The sequence below is a fragment of the Streptomyces sp. NPDC021100 genome (assembly GCF_044333095.1).
Taxonomy (GTDB): Bacteria; Actinomycetota; Actinomycetes; order Streptomycetales; family Streptomycetaceae; genus Streptomyces.
Window position 1 is genome coordinate 24,268 of the sequence record NZ_JBIRQH010000031.1, and the last position, 16,595, is coordinate 40,862.

The window sequence follows — 16,595 nt, forward strand, 5'->3', positions numbered from 1 at the left end:
GAACGATGCACCCCACCCTTGGACCTGACGGCCAGGCGGTCTCCCGACTCGGCCTCGGCTGCATGAGCATGACCGGCACCTACGGCCCCACTGACCCGGACGAGGCCGCGGCCACCGTGCTGGAGGCCCTCGATTCGGGCGTCACCATGTTCGACACCGGCGACTTCTACGGTGCCGGAGCGAACGAGGAACTCCTCGGCCGGACCCTCGCACCGCACCGCGGCCGCGCCGTGCTGGCCACCAAGACCGGAGTCCGCCGCACCGCCGAGGGCCTGGTCCCCGCCGGCTCCCCCGAAGACCTGCGGCGTGCCTGCGAAGCCTCGCTGCGCCGGCTGCGCACCGATCACATCGACCTGTACTACCTCGCCCGCATCGACCCCGCCGTCCCCGTCGAGGAGTCCGTCGGCGCGCTGACCGACCTGGTCGCCCAGGGCAAGGTGGGCCGCATCGGCCTGTCCGAAGTCTCGGCCGCCACCCTCCGCCGCGCCCACGCCATCCATCCGATCAGCGCCGTCCAGACCGAGTACTCGCTGTGGGAACGCCATGTCGAAAACGACATCCTGCCCACGATCCGCAGTCTCGGCGCCACCCTGGTCGCCTACAGCCCGCTCGGCCGCGGCCTGCTCACCGGGGCCGTCCGCGCCACCACTCGCTACGAGCCCGGCGACTTCCGCGCCACGGCTCCCCGCTACAACGGCGATGCCCTCAAGGCCAATCTGGCCATCGTCGACGCCATCACTCACCTCGCCGCCGCCAAGAGCGCCACCCCCGCCCAGATCGCCCTCGCCTGGCTCCTCACCCGAGGCAGCGACGTCATCCCCATCCCCGGCAGCTCCCGCCGCCCCCATCTGCGCGACAACCTGGCCGCCCTCGACCTGCACCTGACCGCCGGCGACCTCGCCGCCATCGACGCCGCCGTCCCCGACACCGGGGCTCAGGGAGCCCGATACGGCGACCACGGCATCGCTCTGATCGACCGATGAAAGGAGAAGCGCCCTGATGACGAAACCACCTGCACGTGGGCTGCTCGAAACGGTGTCGCGGGCTTTGCGCTCACTGTCCTCGCGACGATCGCCACGTACGTCGACCGCGGGCACCACCCACCTGCCGGCCGACCGCATCGTGTCGCGTGGTTGCTGACCAGACTCACCTTCATCGGCTCCTGAGGGACAGGAGAAGCCATGTTTGACGACCTTGACCTTTCATCGTTGGCCCGTCGCCCCGGAGCGAAGTGGAGCCGGGCCGCGCCGGGTGTGCTGCCGGCATGGATCGCGGAGATGGACTTTCCGCCGGCCCCCGTCGTGCAGGAGGCCCTCATGCGGTGTGTGCGGGAGGACCTGGGATACCCCTCGTGGGACGGGCGCTCCGAGCAGATCCCCCTGCGGGCCGCCTTCGCCGAGCGCATGCGTGAACGCCACGGCTGGGTGCTCGACCCCGGCCACGTCCGGGAGTTCACCGACGTCAACCAGGGTCTCCAGGCCGTCCTGCGCGTCGCCACGCGCCCCGGCGACGGCGTCGCCCTGCACACGCCGGCGTATCCGCCCTTCCTGGAAACGGTGACGGGCATGGAGCGGCGCCTGCACCCCATCCCGTACCTGCTTCAGGGCGAAGGCCGGGTCTTCGACGCCGAGCGGCTCGACCGGGAGCTGGCCGATGGCGGCTGCCGGGTGCTGCTGCTGGTGAACCCGCACAACCCGACCGGGCGCGTGCTGCGCCGCGAGGAGCTGGAGACGGTCGCCGAACTGGCCTGGCGCCACGACCTGCTGGTCATATCCGACGAGATCCATTCCGACCTCGTGCACAGCCCGCACCGGCACATCCCCTTTGCCTCCCTGTCGTCCGAGGCGGCCGCCCGGACGGTGACTCTGACCTCTGCGACCAAGGCGTTCAACGTGCCGGGGGTACGCTGCGCCGTCGCGCACATCGGCGTGGCCGAGGTGCGGGCGGCCCTTTCGAGCCCGTCCCATCTGTACGGCGAGCCCAACACCTTCGGCGTGGCCGCCACCTTGGCGGCCTGGCGGGACGGTGACTCCTGGCTGTCACAGCTGCGGCCGGTCCTGGAGCGGAACGCCGCGCTGGTGCGTGAGGGGCTGCCGCGCGGCATCGGATACCGCGTCCCGGAGGCCGGCTTTCTCGCCTGGCTGGACTGCCGCGCCCTCGATCTCCCCACCGACCCGCACACATTCTTTTTGGAGAAGGCCCGTGTCCTGCTCAATGACGGCCGGACCTTCGGTCCCGGCGGCGAGGGCTTCGTCAGGCTCAACTTCGGTACGTCACCAGACCTCCTGCGGGACATCCTGGGCCGTATCCGCGAGGCCGTGGGCTGACCGAGCCCTTCGGGCGAGCGTGACAACGCCTTGAGTGGCGCAACCCGGAGCATGGGGGGCGGCGGCGAGCCCGTGCGGCCGCCCTAGGGGGCTGCGGACATCTGTGACCTTGACGGATAGCCGGCCACCGCTCCACCGGTCGTTGCCGCTCGCGAGCTCGTCACGTTTCGTAGCCGGCCGTTTCGTTGACTGTTTCTTGGCCGGTCGGGGCCTGGTCGTCGAGGGCCGTCGGCACCTCAGGCTCCGTCATCGGGCGTACGGGCAGGGGCGTCCTCCCAGCGACCTCCCCTGGGAGTGATCCATGCCCCCGTGGCCGGCAACTCGACCAGGCCGGCCCGGGGTATCGAACTGATCCCCAAGGGGGCCATGGGTGATCTTGAAGCCCTGAAATCCGTTCGCTCTTGGGCCGGACAGCGGCCGGGCCGCCCTGCCGCCGGTAGCGGCGGATCGGTACGGGCCCGTGGGTGCAGGGGTCCGTTCCGTCGAGGTGGGCGGGCGGGTCGGCCGTCTGTGAAGCGGATTGCGGGTGTGTCCCGGGGTCGGCAGCTGTCGCTGTGCAGGGATGGTGATGTCGCCTGAGGGGGGTGGGGTCGCCCCGACTACGTGAGGGTCGTGGGTCGTGGGGTGAGGGTGGCCGGAAACGGCCGGGGTGCCGGGGCGGTCGGTTTGCCGCCCTGCCTGCCTGCCCAATGATCTCTCGCACGCTGTCCGTCTGTCCGTGTGAGTGTCGCGTGTCGATCGTGGGGTCCCGTATGCGTTCGCTTCAGCCGGATTTCCGTATCCCGCCGTTGTTCTGCCCGTTCGAGGCGAAGCTGCATCCGAAGGCGATGGACGCGGAGCCGGGCTTCTTCGCCTGGCTCGAACGCCTGGGTGCCGATCTGGACGCGGGGACGCTCGCGATGCTGCGGGACAGCCATGCGGCGAAGATCTGCGGCTTCATCGTGCCCGAGGGGGAGACGGAGCGGCTGCAGTGGTTCACGAACTGGTTCTACTGGCTGTGGCTGTTCGACCCGGTCGCCGACCAGGAGCCCGCGGTGGGGCACACGGCCGGCTACGCGCGCTGGGTCGGGGGACTCGCCCGCCTGCTCAGCACGCCTCACCGGCCGCCCCAGACGGACCCGGTGGCGCAGGTGGGCTCGGCGTGCATGGCGGACTTCGAGCGCAACGCCACCCCGCTGCAGGTGCAGCGGATCCAGCAGGCCGCCCGGGACATGCACCTGTTCACCATCCACCAGGTAGCGGTCGGCGACCAGGGGCGGCTTCCCGGCGTGGACGAGTACCTGTCCCATCGCATGTACGCGAGCGCCCTGCCCGCGGCCATGGCCCCCGTCGAGGTCGTCCATGGCGAGGAGATCCCCGCGCGGGCGATGGCGCTGCCGTGGACGCAGGCGATGACCGAGATGACGAGTCTGCTGGTCTCCATCGACAACGACTTCCTGTCCTACCCCCTTGAGCGCACCACGATGGACAACCAGCAGAACCTCATCAACGTGATCGCCCATCAGAACGGGATCCCTCTCGCCCGGGCCCTGGACGAAGCCGTCGAGTTGCGTGACCAGATCATGCTGCGTTATCTGCGGCTGGCGAAGACTCCCCCGCCAGGCGGCGGCGCCCCCCTGCGGCGGTTCGTCGCGGCGCTGCACAACTTCGTGGCCGGGAACATTCCGTGGGAGACCACCGCGCCCCGCTACGCGCAGCATTTCCCCGGCGGCGAGGTGAGCGTGGAGATCACCCACACCACGGCCGTACGCGAGCGACCGCTGCCCTACCCGTCCATCGCCTGGTGGTGGCGCCTGTGAGCCCCGCCGTGGAAACGAGAAGCAAAGCACCCTCGCCGACCACACCCGCCCCGGAGTGACGATGAGAGCCCTGCGTACCATCCCGGCCGCGCCCCGCGCCCTGCCACTGCTCGGCCACCTGGTGCCGCTGCTGCGCGACCCGCTGGCACTGCTCACCTCGCTGCCCGCCCACGGGGACCTGGTCCGCCTCAACCTGGGGCCCTTCCCGCTGATCGTGATCTGCGATCCGGAACTGACCCGGCAGGCCCTGGTCAACGACCGCGTCTTCGACAAGGGCGGCCCGATGTTCGACCGCGCCAGGGAAGTAGCCGGCGACGGCCTGGGCACCTGCCCCCACAGCGCACACCGCCGCCTGCGCCGCCTGGCTCAGCCCGCCTTCCACCCCGCCCGGCTCCCCGGCTACGCCCAGACCATGACCGCCCGCATCGACGAGGCGACCGCCTCCTGGCACCCGGGACAGATCCTGGACGTGCCCACCGAGATGATGGGAATCGCCTGCGAGGTCACGGCCACCACCCTGTTCTCCGGCGGACTGCCGCCCGGCCAGCTGGGCCGGCTGGTCGAGGACGTCAAGACCGTCTTCGACGGCTTCTACCTGCGCATGTTCCTCTTCCCCCCGCTCGACCGGCTGCCCACCCCCGCCAACCGCGCCTACAACCGCGCCCGCACCCGCCTGCACGACACGTGCAACAAGATCATCAGCCGGCGCCGCGCCGACGGGAGTGACCACGGCGACCTCCTCTCCGCCCTCCTGGCCGCCCGCGACCCCGAAGACCAGGGCCGCGGCATGAGCGACGCTGAGATCAGCGACACGATCGTCACCATCTTCCTGGGCGGCACCGACACCACCGCCAGCGTCGTGGCCTGGGCACTGCACCAACTCGCCCGCCATCCCGACATCGAGCAGCGCCTCCACACCGAAGTGGACAGTGTCCTGGTGGGTGGCCGCGCGGCCACCCACGCCGATCTGCCCCGCCTGGAACTGACCGGCCGCATCATCGACGAGACGCTCCGCCTGCACCCGCCCGGATGGCTCTTCACCCGCACCGTCACCACCGACACCCGCCTCGGCGAACACCTGCTGCCCGCCGGCACCACCATCGCTTACAGCTCCTACCTCCTCCAGCACCGACCCGACCTCCACCACCGCCCCGAAGCCTTCGACCCCGACCGCTGGAAGCCCAGCAGCCCGCAGCCCTCCCGCCACACCCACATCCCCTTCGGCGCGGGCGCCCGCAAATGCATCGGCGACACCTTCGCCCTGACCGAGGCCCCCCTCGCTCTCGCCACCATCGCCGCCCGCTGGCGCATGGAACACGCCCCCGGCCGACGAGAAGTACGCCCCGCAGCGGGCATGATCCTCAGGCCCCGCAACCTCCGCATGCGAGCCCACCCCCGCCCCGCGACGCCCACGCCCTGACCCGTGAGAGGAGAACCGTCCGGCCCGGCCCGTGCACCCGGACCAAGCGGGCTGGCACCGCAGGGCGTCTCGGTTCCGGGCTCCACGCCACCAGCGCGGGGGGTGGGGGTGGGGCCTCCGGCAGCTACATCAAGTGCACGGTGGCCGTGCAGACCAGGGATGCGCTGTTGATCCGGGTGGGCGCGGGCGACCTCTCCGGCTCCGCGGCCGGCTACTACCACAAGGCGAAAGGCGGCAAGGGCGGTGCCCCGGGCGGATCGTCCCGCAGCCACGTCGCCGGTCACCGCGGTGGTAACGGTGGTGATGGCGTCGACGACGGGTATCTCGGGGGAAAGGACGGCGGGACGACCGAGGTTCTCCTTTTCAGGAGCAACGGGTCCGGGGCCGTGCCCGTGAAGGGCGCGCCGGGTACGGGGGGCGGAACGGCAGGCGCGGGGACGGCGGTTCGGCCGGAACCGGTGACATCTCGCACGACGTCAACCCCTACCCCGCGGCCCGGGGCGGGGCCGCGGGCACCGTGGACGCGCCGGAGTGCAAGGGCAGGACCGTGGAAGCCCGGCAGGGCAACGCCGGCACCCCGGGCGGTGACGCCGGCCCCGGAACCGCGGGACTCGGCACCGACAGCCAGGCCGGCGGCGGACGCGGCCGCGGCGGGTGGGGCGGCACCAAGGGCAAGTATGGCGCCGGCATCCACACCTCCGGCAGGACCGCGAGCGCGGGCGGGGACGGTGCCGTCGGCTCCAACGCCGGCGACGGCGGTAAGGGCGGCGACGGCGGCCGCTACGAGGGCAGCCGCAAGGGCGACAAGGGTGAGGACGGCAAACCCGGCAACGTTGGTGAAAGCGGCAAGGACGGCGGCGGCGGGGTCCTGATCCTCGAATGGTGACGCCTGCCCGGCGCTCGGGCCGGGACCGACAGCCACCGACGCCGTCCGCGCCGGACCCGGGACTCCGGCGCGGACAGCACCGCCGGCCCTGCCCTGAAGCGAGCGCCGCCGGACCCTGTTTCGCCCCTTCTTCCGAAGAGGAGTGCCCTCATGGCTTCTGCAATCCCCGCCGCCGCGCCAGGCGTCGCGGCCGAACGCAAGCGGGTCTCGCGGACAGCGCCCGACGCCTTCACGCACCGAACCCGGCCCGCCGCACGGCCGTGGCCCTGGCGGCCGCGGTCCTCGCGCTGACCCCCTCCGGGCCGCGCACGCCGCCGCATCCTGGCCCGACATCAACTTCACCCGCCTCCACCTGACCGGCGGTGACCCCCAAACCCACTCCTCGTCGACGGTGACCGCCACCGTCGTGTACAGCTGCGAGAAAAAGGACAGCTGGAACTACCTGGATGTCGTCCTGAACCAGCACAGGCAGGAGAAATCCCTCACCTCGGGTATCGGGTGGCTCCGCCCCCAGTGCAACGGCCGCCGGCAGCGCACGCAGGTGACCGTCAAAACCCACCAAGGGCGCAGGACCCGCGGGGCGCCTCCGACGGGGGCGCCCCTGACGCTTGCGCCGCTCCGGGCGTCAGCCGCCGAGAACGCCGGGTTCCCGGCGCAGCGGCCCTCACGCCGGGAACCCGGTTCAGCGCCCCTCAGACCAGTTGCGGTTCCGGTTCCGATTCCGGCCGGAGTGCCGGGGCGGTCTTCGGCTCCCAGCGCCTGGTGGTGCGTACGTAGCCGTAGATCACCGAGACCATCGCCAGGACGAGGAGCGGTCCGGCCAGCCACGCGTGCTCGGCCATGGGCATCGACAGGTAGCGGTAGGCCACCAGGTACGCGACGAAGACCGTCGTGCCGTGGGCGACGAACCGGATTCCCGACCGGTCCCAGCCGCGGTCGAGCTGGCGCAGGGCCGCCTCGATCGTGAGCGTGAACACCACGCCGGCGATGATGTCCGTGCCGTAGTGGTAGCCGAAGCCCAGCGTCGCGCCGAGGGTGGCGACGAGCCAGAAGACGCCCGCGAACCGCAGGAGCCACGGGCCCTTGCGGGAGTGGATGAAGATCGCGGTGGCCCACGCCGTGTGCAGGCTGGGCATGCAGTTGCGCGGGGTGGTGTCGTTGAACGGCATTCCGTGCGGGATGTCGACCGGTGGCGGTGTGTTCGGCCAGAGGTCGGCCACCGCCCAGTGTCCGCCGTCGGCGCCGTAGGCGAAGATCGGTCCGACCACCGGGAAGAGCATGTAGATGCCCGGTCCGAGGAGGCCGATCACCAGGAAGGTGCGCACCAGGTGGTGGCGGGGGAAGCGACGCTCTGCCGCCACGTGCCGCAGCTGGTACAGCGCGACGACGACCGCGGCCACCGCGAGCTGGATGTAGACCCAGTCCAGGACGTGCTCACCGACCGGACCGGCCGCCTCGACGATCCGGCCCGCGACCCAGGAGGGGTCGCCCAGCGCGTGATCGGCGACCGCCACGTACTGGTCGAGCACGGTCGGACGGGTCTTCGAGGTGATCAGCAGCCAGGTGTCACCGGTCTTGCGGCCGGCCACCAGCAGCAGGCCCAGCCCGACGCCCTTCAGCAGCAGGGTGCGTTCCCGGCCGGTGCGGCGCGTGAGGGCGATGACCGCACAGCCCAGGATCACCCAGAGCGCGCCGTTGCCGAAGGCGTGGCCGTGGCCCGGCTCCACCCGGGCGTCGACCGCCCACCGCACGAGGATGAAGACGAGGTCGATGCCGATCGCGGCACCGATCGCGAGGAACCGCTGCCGCCAGGTGAGCACCACCATCATCAGTGCCATGCTGCCGTAGAGCAGCGGCCCCGATTTGGGAGCGAAGATCACCTCTTTCGCCTGGTTGGTGATCGGCCCGGGAAGCCCGTAGTCACGCGCGGCGATCTCCAGCGCGACGAGGAAGCCGAGGGCCACCACTCCCGCCGCGGCCCAGAGGATCGCCCGCGGTCGACGCAGAGCGGAGAGCGCGTTTCTGCCTGTTATTCGCGATGTCATGAATTTCACTTGAGCGGCCGATGCGGTGTTCCGTGGACAGGGCCGCTACGTGCTGTGCGCTGAACAGCGTGGCTGCCCAGTCGAGGGCGGGCGTTCGGGGTGATCACCTGATCGCGGCGATCATCGTAAGGTCCGAACATGCTAGCGGAGACCCTCCGCGGGGCGGTCCCCCCGGTTGCGATGCCACGAAGACCACCCGCCTCCGCACCGCCCCGTCGCCCCCCCGGCACCCCACCCGCCCCGAGGCGCCCCCGCCTCGCCGGAACACCGGCAAGGCCGGTCAGGGCGGTGCCGCGCTAGTGTGCTGCGCCAGAAAAATCGGGGGCGCAAGCAGCTGGCATTTCCTCTGTCGATCAGCGTCGCGGTGGTGGCCCTGCCCTCCTCGCGGCCGGCCGCCGGGGCGTCCGGGTCGCCGCGTGTCCGGAGCCGAGGGGCGAGGCGCCGGAGGTTCGCGTACGGTCGTGGTGCTCTATGGCTCCTGACGCCCGGCGCCGTCCCCGTGCCTCAACCAGCCGATGGCGGCCGGAGCTCGGCGGCGGCGCGGTCCCAGGAGTCGGTGCCGTGCCAGTCCAGTACCAGTGTGGTCGCGTCGTCGGACATACGGCCTGCGCAGGCGTCGTGTATCGCTTCGGCCAAGGCCCGTACCACTTCGCGTGGATGCTCTTCTCGGGTGGCGCGGACGAGGGCGGGCAGGTCCACGGCGCCGGCGCCGCGTTCCTGCATTCCGTCGGTCAGCAGCACCAGACGGTCACCGGGCAGCAGCTCCAGTTCCTGGGGCTCGTACCTGACAGGGGCGTGGATGCCGAACGGCAAGTTGACCTTCAGCGGCATCTCTTCCACCCGGCCTCGCCGCAGCCGCAGCGGCCAGGGGTGGCCCGCGTTGACCAACTGGCAGGTGCCTGTGTCCAAGGTGATGCGCAGCAGTTGGCCGGTGGTCATGCCCCGGCCGTAGGTGTGCACGGCCTCGTGCGCGGCCCGCGCCTGTTCGGCGATGTCGCTTCCGGCGCGGCGTGCGCAGCGCAGCGCGTTGACGGTGAGGGTGGCCAGCAACGCCGAATCGGTGTCGTGGCCCATGGCGTCGGTGATGGACAGGTGCAGGGTGTTGCGGTCGAGGGCGTAGTCGTAGGTGTCGCCGCCGATGTCGTCAGCCGGTACCAGCCCGCCGGCCAGAGTGAACTGGGCCGCCTCACAACAGGGCGCCGACGGCAGCAGCTGGTGCTGGATCTCGGCGGCCAGGCTGGTCCGGGTGGTTCGTCTGCCCCGGTGGTACAGGTCGGTGAAGCGCCGGTCGGTGACCACGATGTACGCCAGCGCGTGAGCGGCCTGCACCACCTGTTCCCGCACCTCGTCGTCCACGCAGGACACCGACAGCTCCAGGACGCCGATGCAGTCCCCCCGGTTGGTGACCGGTGCGATGAGGCAGACCCCGCCCTCGCCGTCCGCCTCCTCGTGCAGACGCTGGTCGCGCAGAACCCGCTCGTACACGCTGCCGCGCAACTCGCTGCGCTCAGGTCCGCCGTCTCTGGGAGGATCACCGGCTCGTGGCAGCCGGACCATCTCTCTGCCCACCAGGTCCACGAACAGGAAGGACACCACGCGCGCGCCGAACCGCTTCTCCAAGTTCCGGGCGACCACGTCGACCGACTCCACCGGCGCGGCCTCCTCCGCCGCACGCAGCACCTCGTCCAACCCGAATCGTCCGTCGTCCACTGCGCACACACCTCCCCAGTCGTTCGCCCCCTTTTTCCCCCGACCGGCCGACGCCACTCTGCCGCCCCCCGCGATGTGCTGTTGTGCGACAGCCTTCCGGGTGGTGGAACGGGCCCCGGGAGCCGGTTCTCCCGGGGGACCGGGCATCGCGTGGTAGCGACGCGATGCCCCGCTTGTCGCTCCAGTCGACGCCTCGCCCGTATGGGGTTGACGGGGAGGTGGCCTCCGGTGGCGCGGGAGGTGCCACCGGGGTTTCAGGTGCCGCGGCGCGGATGGCGATCCGGTGGGCCGGGTACCGGGTAGGAGCCGTCCGTGCCGTCGCGCACCGTGGAGAACGTCGAGTGCCCGTCGACCCGGCTCGGCCCGGTTCCTGTCGTCCCGGTCGGCCTTGCCCGGCATCGGTACGGAGAGATAGCGCCCGCCGCAGCCGGCTCCGTCGTGGCGGGGCCGGTCGGGGGGATCGAACGTCTCGTAGCGGGCGGTGCGGTCCTTCGGCACGGTCCTCCGGGGCCGGCTGCCGGGGCAGGGGGTGCGCGGGTGCGGCAGGTGGACCTCCGTCGGTTCGGTGGGCGGGGTGCGGGCCGATGCGGGATCCGCCGACGGGGGAGGCGCGGGCGTCGAAGGCCGGGAGGGCTCCGTCCCGGCCGGCGAGGGTGCTGTCCACTGCCCGCCGCCCGTACCCCGGCGCGGCGGGGCCCGGAGACGGTTCCGCGACGGCGGCAAGATCCGGGCCCTCGCCACTCCGGGCACCGGAGGACGCCTGGGAGGCGAACCACCGGGCACGCGTCGAGAAGGCGCCGCACGATCAGGGTTTCACCGGCTGAACACCCTGTACGGCGATGACATGTGAGCGAGTGGCCGACGGCCTCCGGACCGGCGGCCACCCGCCACGTCCCTGCCAAGAAGGTCGAGATCCTCGGAGGCCGCTCGGCCGCCGCCCTGCCAGGTCGGGTTGGTGAGGAAAGGACACACCCGGGCATTCCTGCGAAGGAGCGACGAGGGTGAAGGCGGCGGACGGGTGGGGGAGGGGAACGTTCCGGCCATGAGGGCCCTGGGTGACGGACCGCTGTGGGACCTGACGCCGGGGCAAGGCCGGGGAGGCGGCCCGGAGGCCGCCGTCCTGTTCCTTCCCGCCTCCGACCTCGCGACCCTTGCCGGTAGGCCGCTTCGGTACGTGACGGAACCTTTGCTCGGCGCCCATGCCGTGGCCGACCGACGGGACGAGTGCCCGGTCCGGTTCACACGCCGGCCAGTGCCGCGGCGGATCGTTCCAGGGAGCGCAGCAGCCAGTCGATGTGGCCGGGGTCCAGGGTGGCCGGCGGCGTCAGCCGGATGGTCGTGCTGGCGTTGAGCGTGTAGGAGGTCAGCACCCGTTCCCGGAGCATGTGGGTCAGGAACAGTCCGGCCAGTGCCTCGGAGGCGAACTCGATCCCGATGAGCAGTCCGCGACCGCGGACCTCCCGGACGGCCCGTGGGCCGGCGGCGGAGAGCGCCTCGGAGACCCGCGGCAGCAGTTGCCCGCCGAGTGCTCCGGCCTGCTCGACGAGCCGGTCCCGCCGCAGGACGTCGATCGTCGTGGCCGCGGCGACGGCCGCGAGGGGGTTCCCGCCGTAGGTCGAGGAGTGGAACAAGGGGTCCCGGTTGAGTACCTCGTAGACCTCGGCGGTCGCCAGCGTCGCGGCCACCGGTACGACGCCGCCGCTGAGTGCCTTCCCCGTCGTCAGGACGTCCGGGCGTACGTCCTCCTCGTCGCAGCCCCACCAGCGGCCGAGGCGCCCGAGGCCGGACTGGATCTCGTCCATGACGAGGAGGGCGCGGAACTCCGAGCAGAGCTCCCGCACCTGCCGGAGATAGCCCGGCGGAGGGATCCGCACCCCGCCCTCGGCCTGAACCGGTTCCAGCAGCACGCACGCGCGTTCCGTGGCGTTCGCCAGGACGGTCCTCAGGGCCTCGCCGTCACCGAACGGGACGAACCGCACCCCGGGCAGCAGCGGGCCGAGACCGGTGCGGTACCTGTCGTTCCCGGTCGCGCTGAGCGCGCCCAGCGTCTTCCCGTGGAACCCGCCGTGGGCGGCGATCACTTCCCGGCAGCCGTTCGCGCGGGCGAGCTTGACGGCCAGCTCGACCGCTTCCGCGCCCGAGTTCACGAAGAAGGCGTACGGCAGGCCGGCAGGCGCCACCGAGGTCAACTCCCGTGCCGCTTGTACCACGTTCGGTTCGACCAGCGCACGGGTCGACAGCGGGTGCCTGCCCAACTGCCGTGTGACCGCGCCGACGACATCCGGGTGGCGGTGCCCCAGGAGGAACACCCCGTATCCGCCGCAGTCGAGGTGGGGGGTGTCCTCTTCGTCGTACACCAGGGCGCCCGACGAACGCACCTCCAGCGGCAGTCCGAGCAGGGACGCGACGCGGGAGTGGCCGCGGTTCACGTGGTCGCGGAGGTGCTCCAGCACGGTCGCCCGGACCCGGCCGGCGCCGGCGGTCGGGCTCACTGTACCGCTCCCGAGGTGTGATGTGGCCGGAAACCGCTGGTCCGTGCCCACCCGCGCACGGTGGCACGCAGCGTCAGCGCCTGGTCGGGCAACTCGTCCACGTCGCTGGGGAACGGTTCCCGCACGGCCATGTACGGGGCGAGTTGCTCCACGAGGGCACTCATCAGCCTGCGCGTCGGCGCCGGTACGGCCTGGAGGAACACCGGCACGATGAGCCGCTCGTACAGGTCGGGGTCGGCGAAGCGGACGGGCGCGACGGGCCGGCCCAGTTCCGCCGCCGCGGCGCGGACCTCGTCCACCGTCGTGCCCAGTGGCAGGGCACGGGTTCCGGCCGTCAGCCACAGCTCCGTGGTGTCGGCGTCCCGGTCGAGGAGGCCCGCGATGCCGTCCGCCACGACGTCCTGGGGCACGAAGTCGAGGAGCCGGGACGGGTCCATCGGGATGATGGGCAGCAGACCGCGCAGAAACGCTTCGAGCAGCTTGTGGAATCCCTGGTGCCTGGCGATCCGGCCGGTACGGGAGTCGCCGACGATGATCGAGGGCCGCACGACGACCGCCGGCAGGCCGCTCGCGCGGACGACTTCCTCGGCGTGCGCCTTGGTTCTGGCGTAGGCCAGGGCCGGCGCGTCTCCTTCGGTGCTCATCGCCGAGAACGCGGTACTGACGTGGATCAGTCTCGCTTCGGCTTCCCGGGCCAGTTCGACGATCCGGGCCGTACCCGTCACATTGGTCTCCGCCATGACGGATTCGGTACCGAGGCTGGTGTCGGCCGCGGCGTGCACGATGACGTCGATCGTCGCGGCGAGTTCCTTGAGATCCCCGCGGGACAGGCCGAGACGGGGAAGCCGGACGTCCCCGCGCAGGGTTTTGTGCCCACTCATCGGGTCGGAGTGGATGAGGCAGGTGACATCGTGCCCGGCGAGTTTCGGCAGCAGCGCTCTCCCCACCACGCCCGTCGCGCCGGTGAGGAGAACGTTCACCTTCTTCCCCCAGGAATGCGCGGCGGAAAAGCGCGCCTGCGGGGCCGGGCCGCGGCGCCGAAATGAAGGGGGATCCACAGGGGAGGGGCTGTTCACATCTCACCTCTCGCGTGTCCCGCCGAGGCGATTCGCCCGCACTGCCGACAGGCACTGTGCCGTGACTCGAACGCAGGACCAATGCTATGGGGGGACGCGACGGTCCACCACCGGAGAGTGAGCCCGCGACCGCCGGGTGCCCCAGGAGTCGCCCGGACGGGCGGCCGTACCGCGAGCGGCGCGCGCTTTCCGCTTCCGCCGACCGTGAGCGTCCGCCCGAATGGCGGAACTCCGCGGCATTCGACGGGCGTGCGCGCTCCTACGGGCCGTAGCATTGAGGGCATTGTGGTACGGCATCGCCCGGCACCGTCCTTCCGGCGCCGGCGGGGCAATTCCCGCCGGACAGGATAGGTGAGCGGCCGTCACCGGCCGCGCGAGCGAGAACAGAGGGATTCCGCCGCGCCCGGTCCGTCGTGGCCGGCTTGCCTCACCCCCGCTGGTGACAGGCGGTTTCGGCCTCCGGCTCGGGGAGTTGGAGTTTCCATGCACCAGGTCCATGTCGCTCTTTTCGTCCCGGGTGCACCGCCGGGGGAGGTATTCGACTCGCTCTCGGACTTCGCCAGCTTTCCGCGGTACACGGACGTGGTGCACTCCGTTCTCCTCGAGGAGAGCGCGGACGGAGACCAAAACTCCCCAAGCGACCCGGACTCCTCAAGCGACCGGATCTCCTCATGGGAGGTCGACTTCGCCGGCGGCATCCTCAAATGGCGGGAACGCGACCGCCTGGACGAACAGCGGCTGCGCATCGAGTTCGAACTCATCGACGGTGACCTGCTCGACCTCGCCGGCCATTGGTCGGTCGCGCCGCTCGGGGAGGGCAGCACGGTCCGGTTCGACGCCCGGTTCGACCTCGGGGTGCCCGGTATGGCGGATCTCCTGGAACCCGTCGCCGGACGGGCCATGACGAGCACCGTGTCCGAAATGCTGCGCGGGGTCTTCGGCCCGAGCGCGGACGTCACGGCATGCGGTGACATGCCCCACGCGGCCTCCGGAGGGTGACAGTGGGCGGCCCGCGACGAACGGCTCAGGACCCGCGATCCGGGTGGCACACCACGGTGGCCGACAGCGTCTCGGACATCCCGCCGGAGGTGTGGGGCGAACTCGCGGCGCTCGACGACCCGATCTACGAGTACGCGTTCCTCCAGGCCATGGAGGGGGCCGGGATCGGCCCGGCTGCCTACCGCTACCTCCTGCTCAGCCGGGGTCAGCGGATCGAAGCCGTGCTGCCGGCGTGTGTCTTCCGCGGGCTGGCCCTGGAAGAGACCCTGGGAGCCCAGGGGCGGCGGGCGCTGCGGCCGCTGCGACGCGTCATGGGGAGGCCGCTGCGCATCGACATCCTGGTATGCGGGCACCTCCTGGGAGAAGGAAGGGTCGTGCGCGGGGCCGGGGTCCATGGGGCCGCCCCGTACGTCCTGCTGGACGGCGTGCGGCGGCTGTCCACCTCGCTGGGCGTTCGGTGGACCGTCTTCAAGGACTTCTCGCCGTCGGAACTGGAGTGGCTGGAACCGGCCTTGAGGAAAGCCGGATACTTTCGCGCACCGGCGCTTCCCGACGCGTGGCTGTCCCTCCCCGCCGGGGGATTCGACCGGTACATCGCGGCTCTGTCGAAGAACGGCCGGAGCACCGCCCGCCGCAACCTCGCCAGGTTCTCCGCCCATCAGGACGTGTCGATCGAAGTGCGCGACCGCTTCGACGATCTCCTGCCCGCCATGATGCCGCTCTACCAGGCGGTCCTGAACCGCGCGGAGTCGCGGCTGGACGTGTGGACACCGCGGTTCGTCGCCACGCTCTCCCGCGACCCGGGGATTCCGGCCAAGGCGGTCGTCTGCTGGGAGCGCGACCGCCTGGTGGGATTCCTGATCTGCCTGTTCGGGAAGAGGAATTCAGTGGCGATCCGCATCGGTTTCGACTACGACCGCGCTTATGAACTGCGGCTCTACCAGGTCGTCTACTACCGCGGCATCGAAGAGGCGATGCGCCTGGGCATGGAGAGGATGAACCTGACGCAAACCGCCTACGAGGCGAAACGCAAAATGGGCTGCCACCTCGTCCCCCTCGAACACGCCGTGACCCACCGCAATCCGTTCTGCACGACGATCCTCAGGATCTTCTTTCCCCTGGCCGTCAACCGCTCCGGCCGGCAACGGTCCTGACCGACGCACGCCCGCCCCCGCCGGAGCGACCGCGACCGGCCGGTCGTCGGTGCTTTCGGTCGATGCGGCTGAGACGGTGGGCGGTGTCATGGCCGACCGGCCGCGGTGGGGGTGCGGCGGCCATGCTCGGAGGCCGCGAAGGCACGGTCGACGAGCGGTCGCGCGGCCCTCGACCGGAGCGCGCGCATCGCCGGCGCGTTGACCCGGATTCCCAGCGCGGACTTCGGGGCCACGGAGGCGACGCGGCCGGGCGGGAGCCGCTGGGCCGAGGCGGCCCCGGGGCGCATGGCCCGCTCGAAGGCGGTCAGCGCGGCGGACACCCGGGCGGTGTCGCCCGGCGCGCCGGCGGCCCGGAGGGCGGACGCCAACTCGGCGGCGCCGCGCAGGGCTGCTCTCGGGGGTGCGCAAGCCGTTGCGGCCGGCGCTGACGAGGCGCTACGGCGAGCGACTCGAGGCGCTGTACGCCGAGTTGGCCGACCGTGAGGCCGAGGAGGTCAGGACGCTGCGTCGGTCCCCCGCCGGCCGGCCGGTGACCGCGACCCCGACCGCTTCACCGACCGGGACCGCTTCGATATCTCCCGCGACGAAGGCCCCCACCTCTCCTTCGCCGACGGCGCTCACTACTGCCTCGGCTCCCACCTGGCGCGCCTGCAAACGGAGACCGCCTTCAGCCTGCTGCCGGCCACC

At 71.5% G+C, this 16,595-nt stretch carries 12 protein-coding genes; 7 read left to right on the forward strand and 5 right to left on the reverse strand.

The genetic code is table 11. The annotated features are described in order from the left end of the window. The first annotated feature begins 5 nt into the window (after nucleotides 1-5). The 5 genes from ACH4PU_RS34195 (at nucleotide 6) to ACH4PU_RS34215 (ending at nucleotide 6,432) form a co-directional block, all read left to right on the forward strand. On the forward strand, nucleotides 6-983 hold the full coding sequence (locus ACH4PU_RS34195) for an aldo/keto reductase (RefSeq protein ID WP_398281232.1): 978 nt from the start codon (nucleotides 6-8) through the stop codon (nucleotides 981-983). A gap of 294 nt (nucleotides 984-1,277) precedes the next feature. Next, complete coding sequence (locus ACH4PU_RS34200) at nucleotides 1,278-2,327, forward strand: MalY/PatB family protein (RefSeq protein WP_398281235.1); 1,050 nt, start codon at nucleotides 1,278-1,280, stop codon at nucleotides 2,325-2,327. A gap of 752 nt (nucleotides 2,328-3,079) precedes the next feature. Beyond that, the gene (locus ACH4PU_RS34205; protein WP_398281238.1) at nucleotides 3,080-4,126 is read left to right on the forward strand and encodes a terpene synthase family protein; all 1,047 of its coding nucleotides are present in this window, start codon (nucleotides 3,080-3,082) and stop codon (nucleotides 4,124-4,126) included. Between the two features lie 61 nt (nucleotides 4,127-4,187). Further along, complete coding sequence (locus ACH4PU_RS34210) at nucleotides 4,188-5,546, forward strand: cytochrome P450 (RefSeq protein ID WP_398281241.1); 1,359 nt, start codon at nucleotides 4,188-4,190, stop codon at nucleotides 5,544-5,546. A 547-nt stretch (nucleotides 5,547-6,093) separates the two neighbouring features. Further along, on the forward strand, nucleotides 6,094-6,432 hold the full coding sequence (locus ACH4PU_RS34215) for a hypothetical protein (RefSeq protein ID WP_398281244.1): 339 nt from the start codon (nucleotides 6,094-6,096) through the stop codon (nucleotides 6,430-6,432). A gap of 692 nt (nucleotides 6,433-7,124) precedes the next feature. On the opposite strand, the gene ACH4PU_RS34220 is transcribed toward ACH4PU_RS34215, so the two are convergent. The 4 genes from ACH4PU_RS34220 to ACH4PU_RS34235 form a co-directional block, all read right to left on the reverse strand. Next, complete coding sequence (locus ACH4PU_RS34220) at nucleotides 7,125-8,399, reverse strand: phosphatase PAP2 family protein (RefSeq protein ID WP_398281296.1); 1,275 nt, start codon at nucleotides 8,397-8,399, stop codon at nucleotides 7,125-7,127. Between the two features lie 582 nt (nucleotides 8,400-8,981). Continuing rightward, nucleotides 8,982-10,187 (reverse strand): PP2C family protein-serine/threonine phosphatase, encoded by a 1,206-nt coding sequence (locus tag ACH4PU_RS34225; RefSeq protein WP_398281247.1) that lies wholly within the window; start codon nucleotides 10,185-10,187, stop codon nucleotides 8,982-8,984. Between the two features lie 1,238 nt (nucleotides 10,188-11,425). Beyond that, entirely contained in the window at nucleotides 11,426-12,679 is a 1,254-nt protein-coding gene (locus ACH4PU_RS34230; RefSeq protein ID WP_398281250.1) for an aspartate aminotransferase family protein, read from the reverse strand. After that, complete coding sequence (locus ACH4PU_RS34235) at nucleotides 12,676-13,659, reverse strand: SDR family oxidoreductase (RefSeq protein WP_398281253.1); 984 nt, start codon at nucleotides 13,657-13,659, stop codon at nucleotides 12,676-12,678. The genes ACH4PU_RS34230 and ACH4PU_RS34235 overlap by 4 nt, the downstream gene beginning before the upstream one ends. Nucleotides 13,660-14,238: 579 nt before the next feature. Here ACH4PU_RS34235 and ACH4PU_RS34240 point away from each other — a divergent pair. Further along, the gene (locus ACH4PU_RS34240) at nucleotides 14,239-14,754 is read left to right on the forward strand and encodes a type II toxin-antitoxin system RatA family toxin (protein WP_398281256.1); all 516 of its coding nucleotides are present in this window, start codon (nucleotides 14,239-14,241) and stop codon (nucleotides 14,752-14,754) included. Nucleotides 14,755-14,810: 56 nt separating this feature from the next. After that, a complete protein-coding gene (locus ACH4PU_RS34245) occupies nucleotides 14,811-15,908 on the forward strand; it encodes a GNAT family N-acetyltransferase (protein WP_398281259.1) in 1,098 nt (365 codons plus the stop codon). An 86-nt stretch (nucleotides 15,909-15,994) separates the two neighbouring features. On the opposite strand, the gene ACH4PU_RS34250 is transcribed toward ACH4PU_RS34245, so the two are convergent. After that, entirely contained in the window at nucleotides 15,995-16,276 is a 282-nt protein-coding gene (locus tag ACH4PU_RS34250) for a hypothetical protein (protein ID WP_398281262.1), read from the reverse strand. Nucleotides 16,277-16,595 lie beyond the last annotated feature (319 nt).

Excerpts from the sequence above, each read along its gene's own strand:
- ACH4PU_RS34205 (WP_398281238.1), top strand. The coding sequence starts at position 3,080 with ATGCGTTCGCTTCAGCCGGATTTCCGTATCCCGCCGTTGTTCTGCCCG.
- ACH4PU_RS34240 (WP_398281256.1), top strand. The coding sequence starts at position 14,239 with ATGCACCAGGTCCATGTCGCTCTTTTCGTCCCGGGTGCACCGCCGGGG.
- ACH4PU_RS34195 (WP_398281232.1), top strand. The coding sequence starts at position 6 with ATGCACCCCACCCTTGGACCTGACGGCCAGGCGGTCTCCCGACTCGGC.
- ACH4PU_RS34200 (WP_398281235.1), top strand. The coding sequence starts at position 1,278 with ATGGACTTTCCGCCGGCCCCCGTCGTGCAGGAGGCCCTCATGCGGTGT.
- ACH4PU_RS34210 (WP_398281241.1), top strand. The coding sequence starts at position 4,188 with ATGAGAGCCCTGCGTACCATCCCGGCCGCGCCCCGCGCCCTGCCACTG.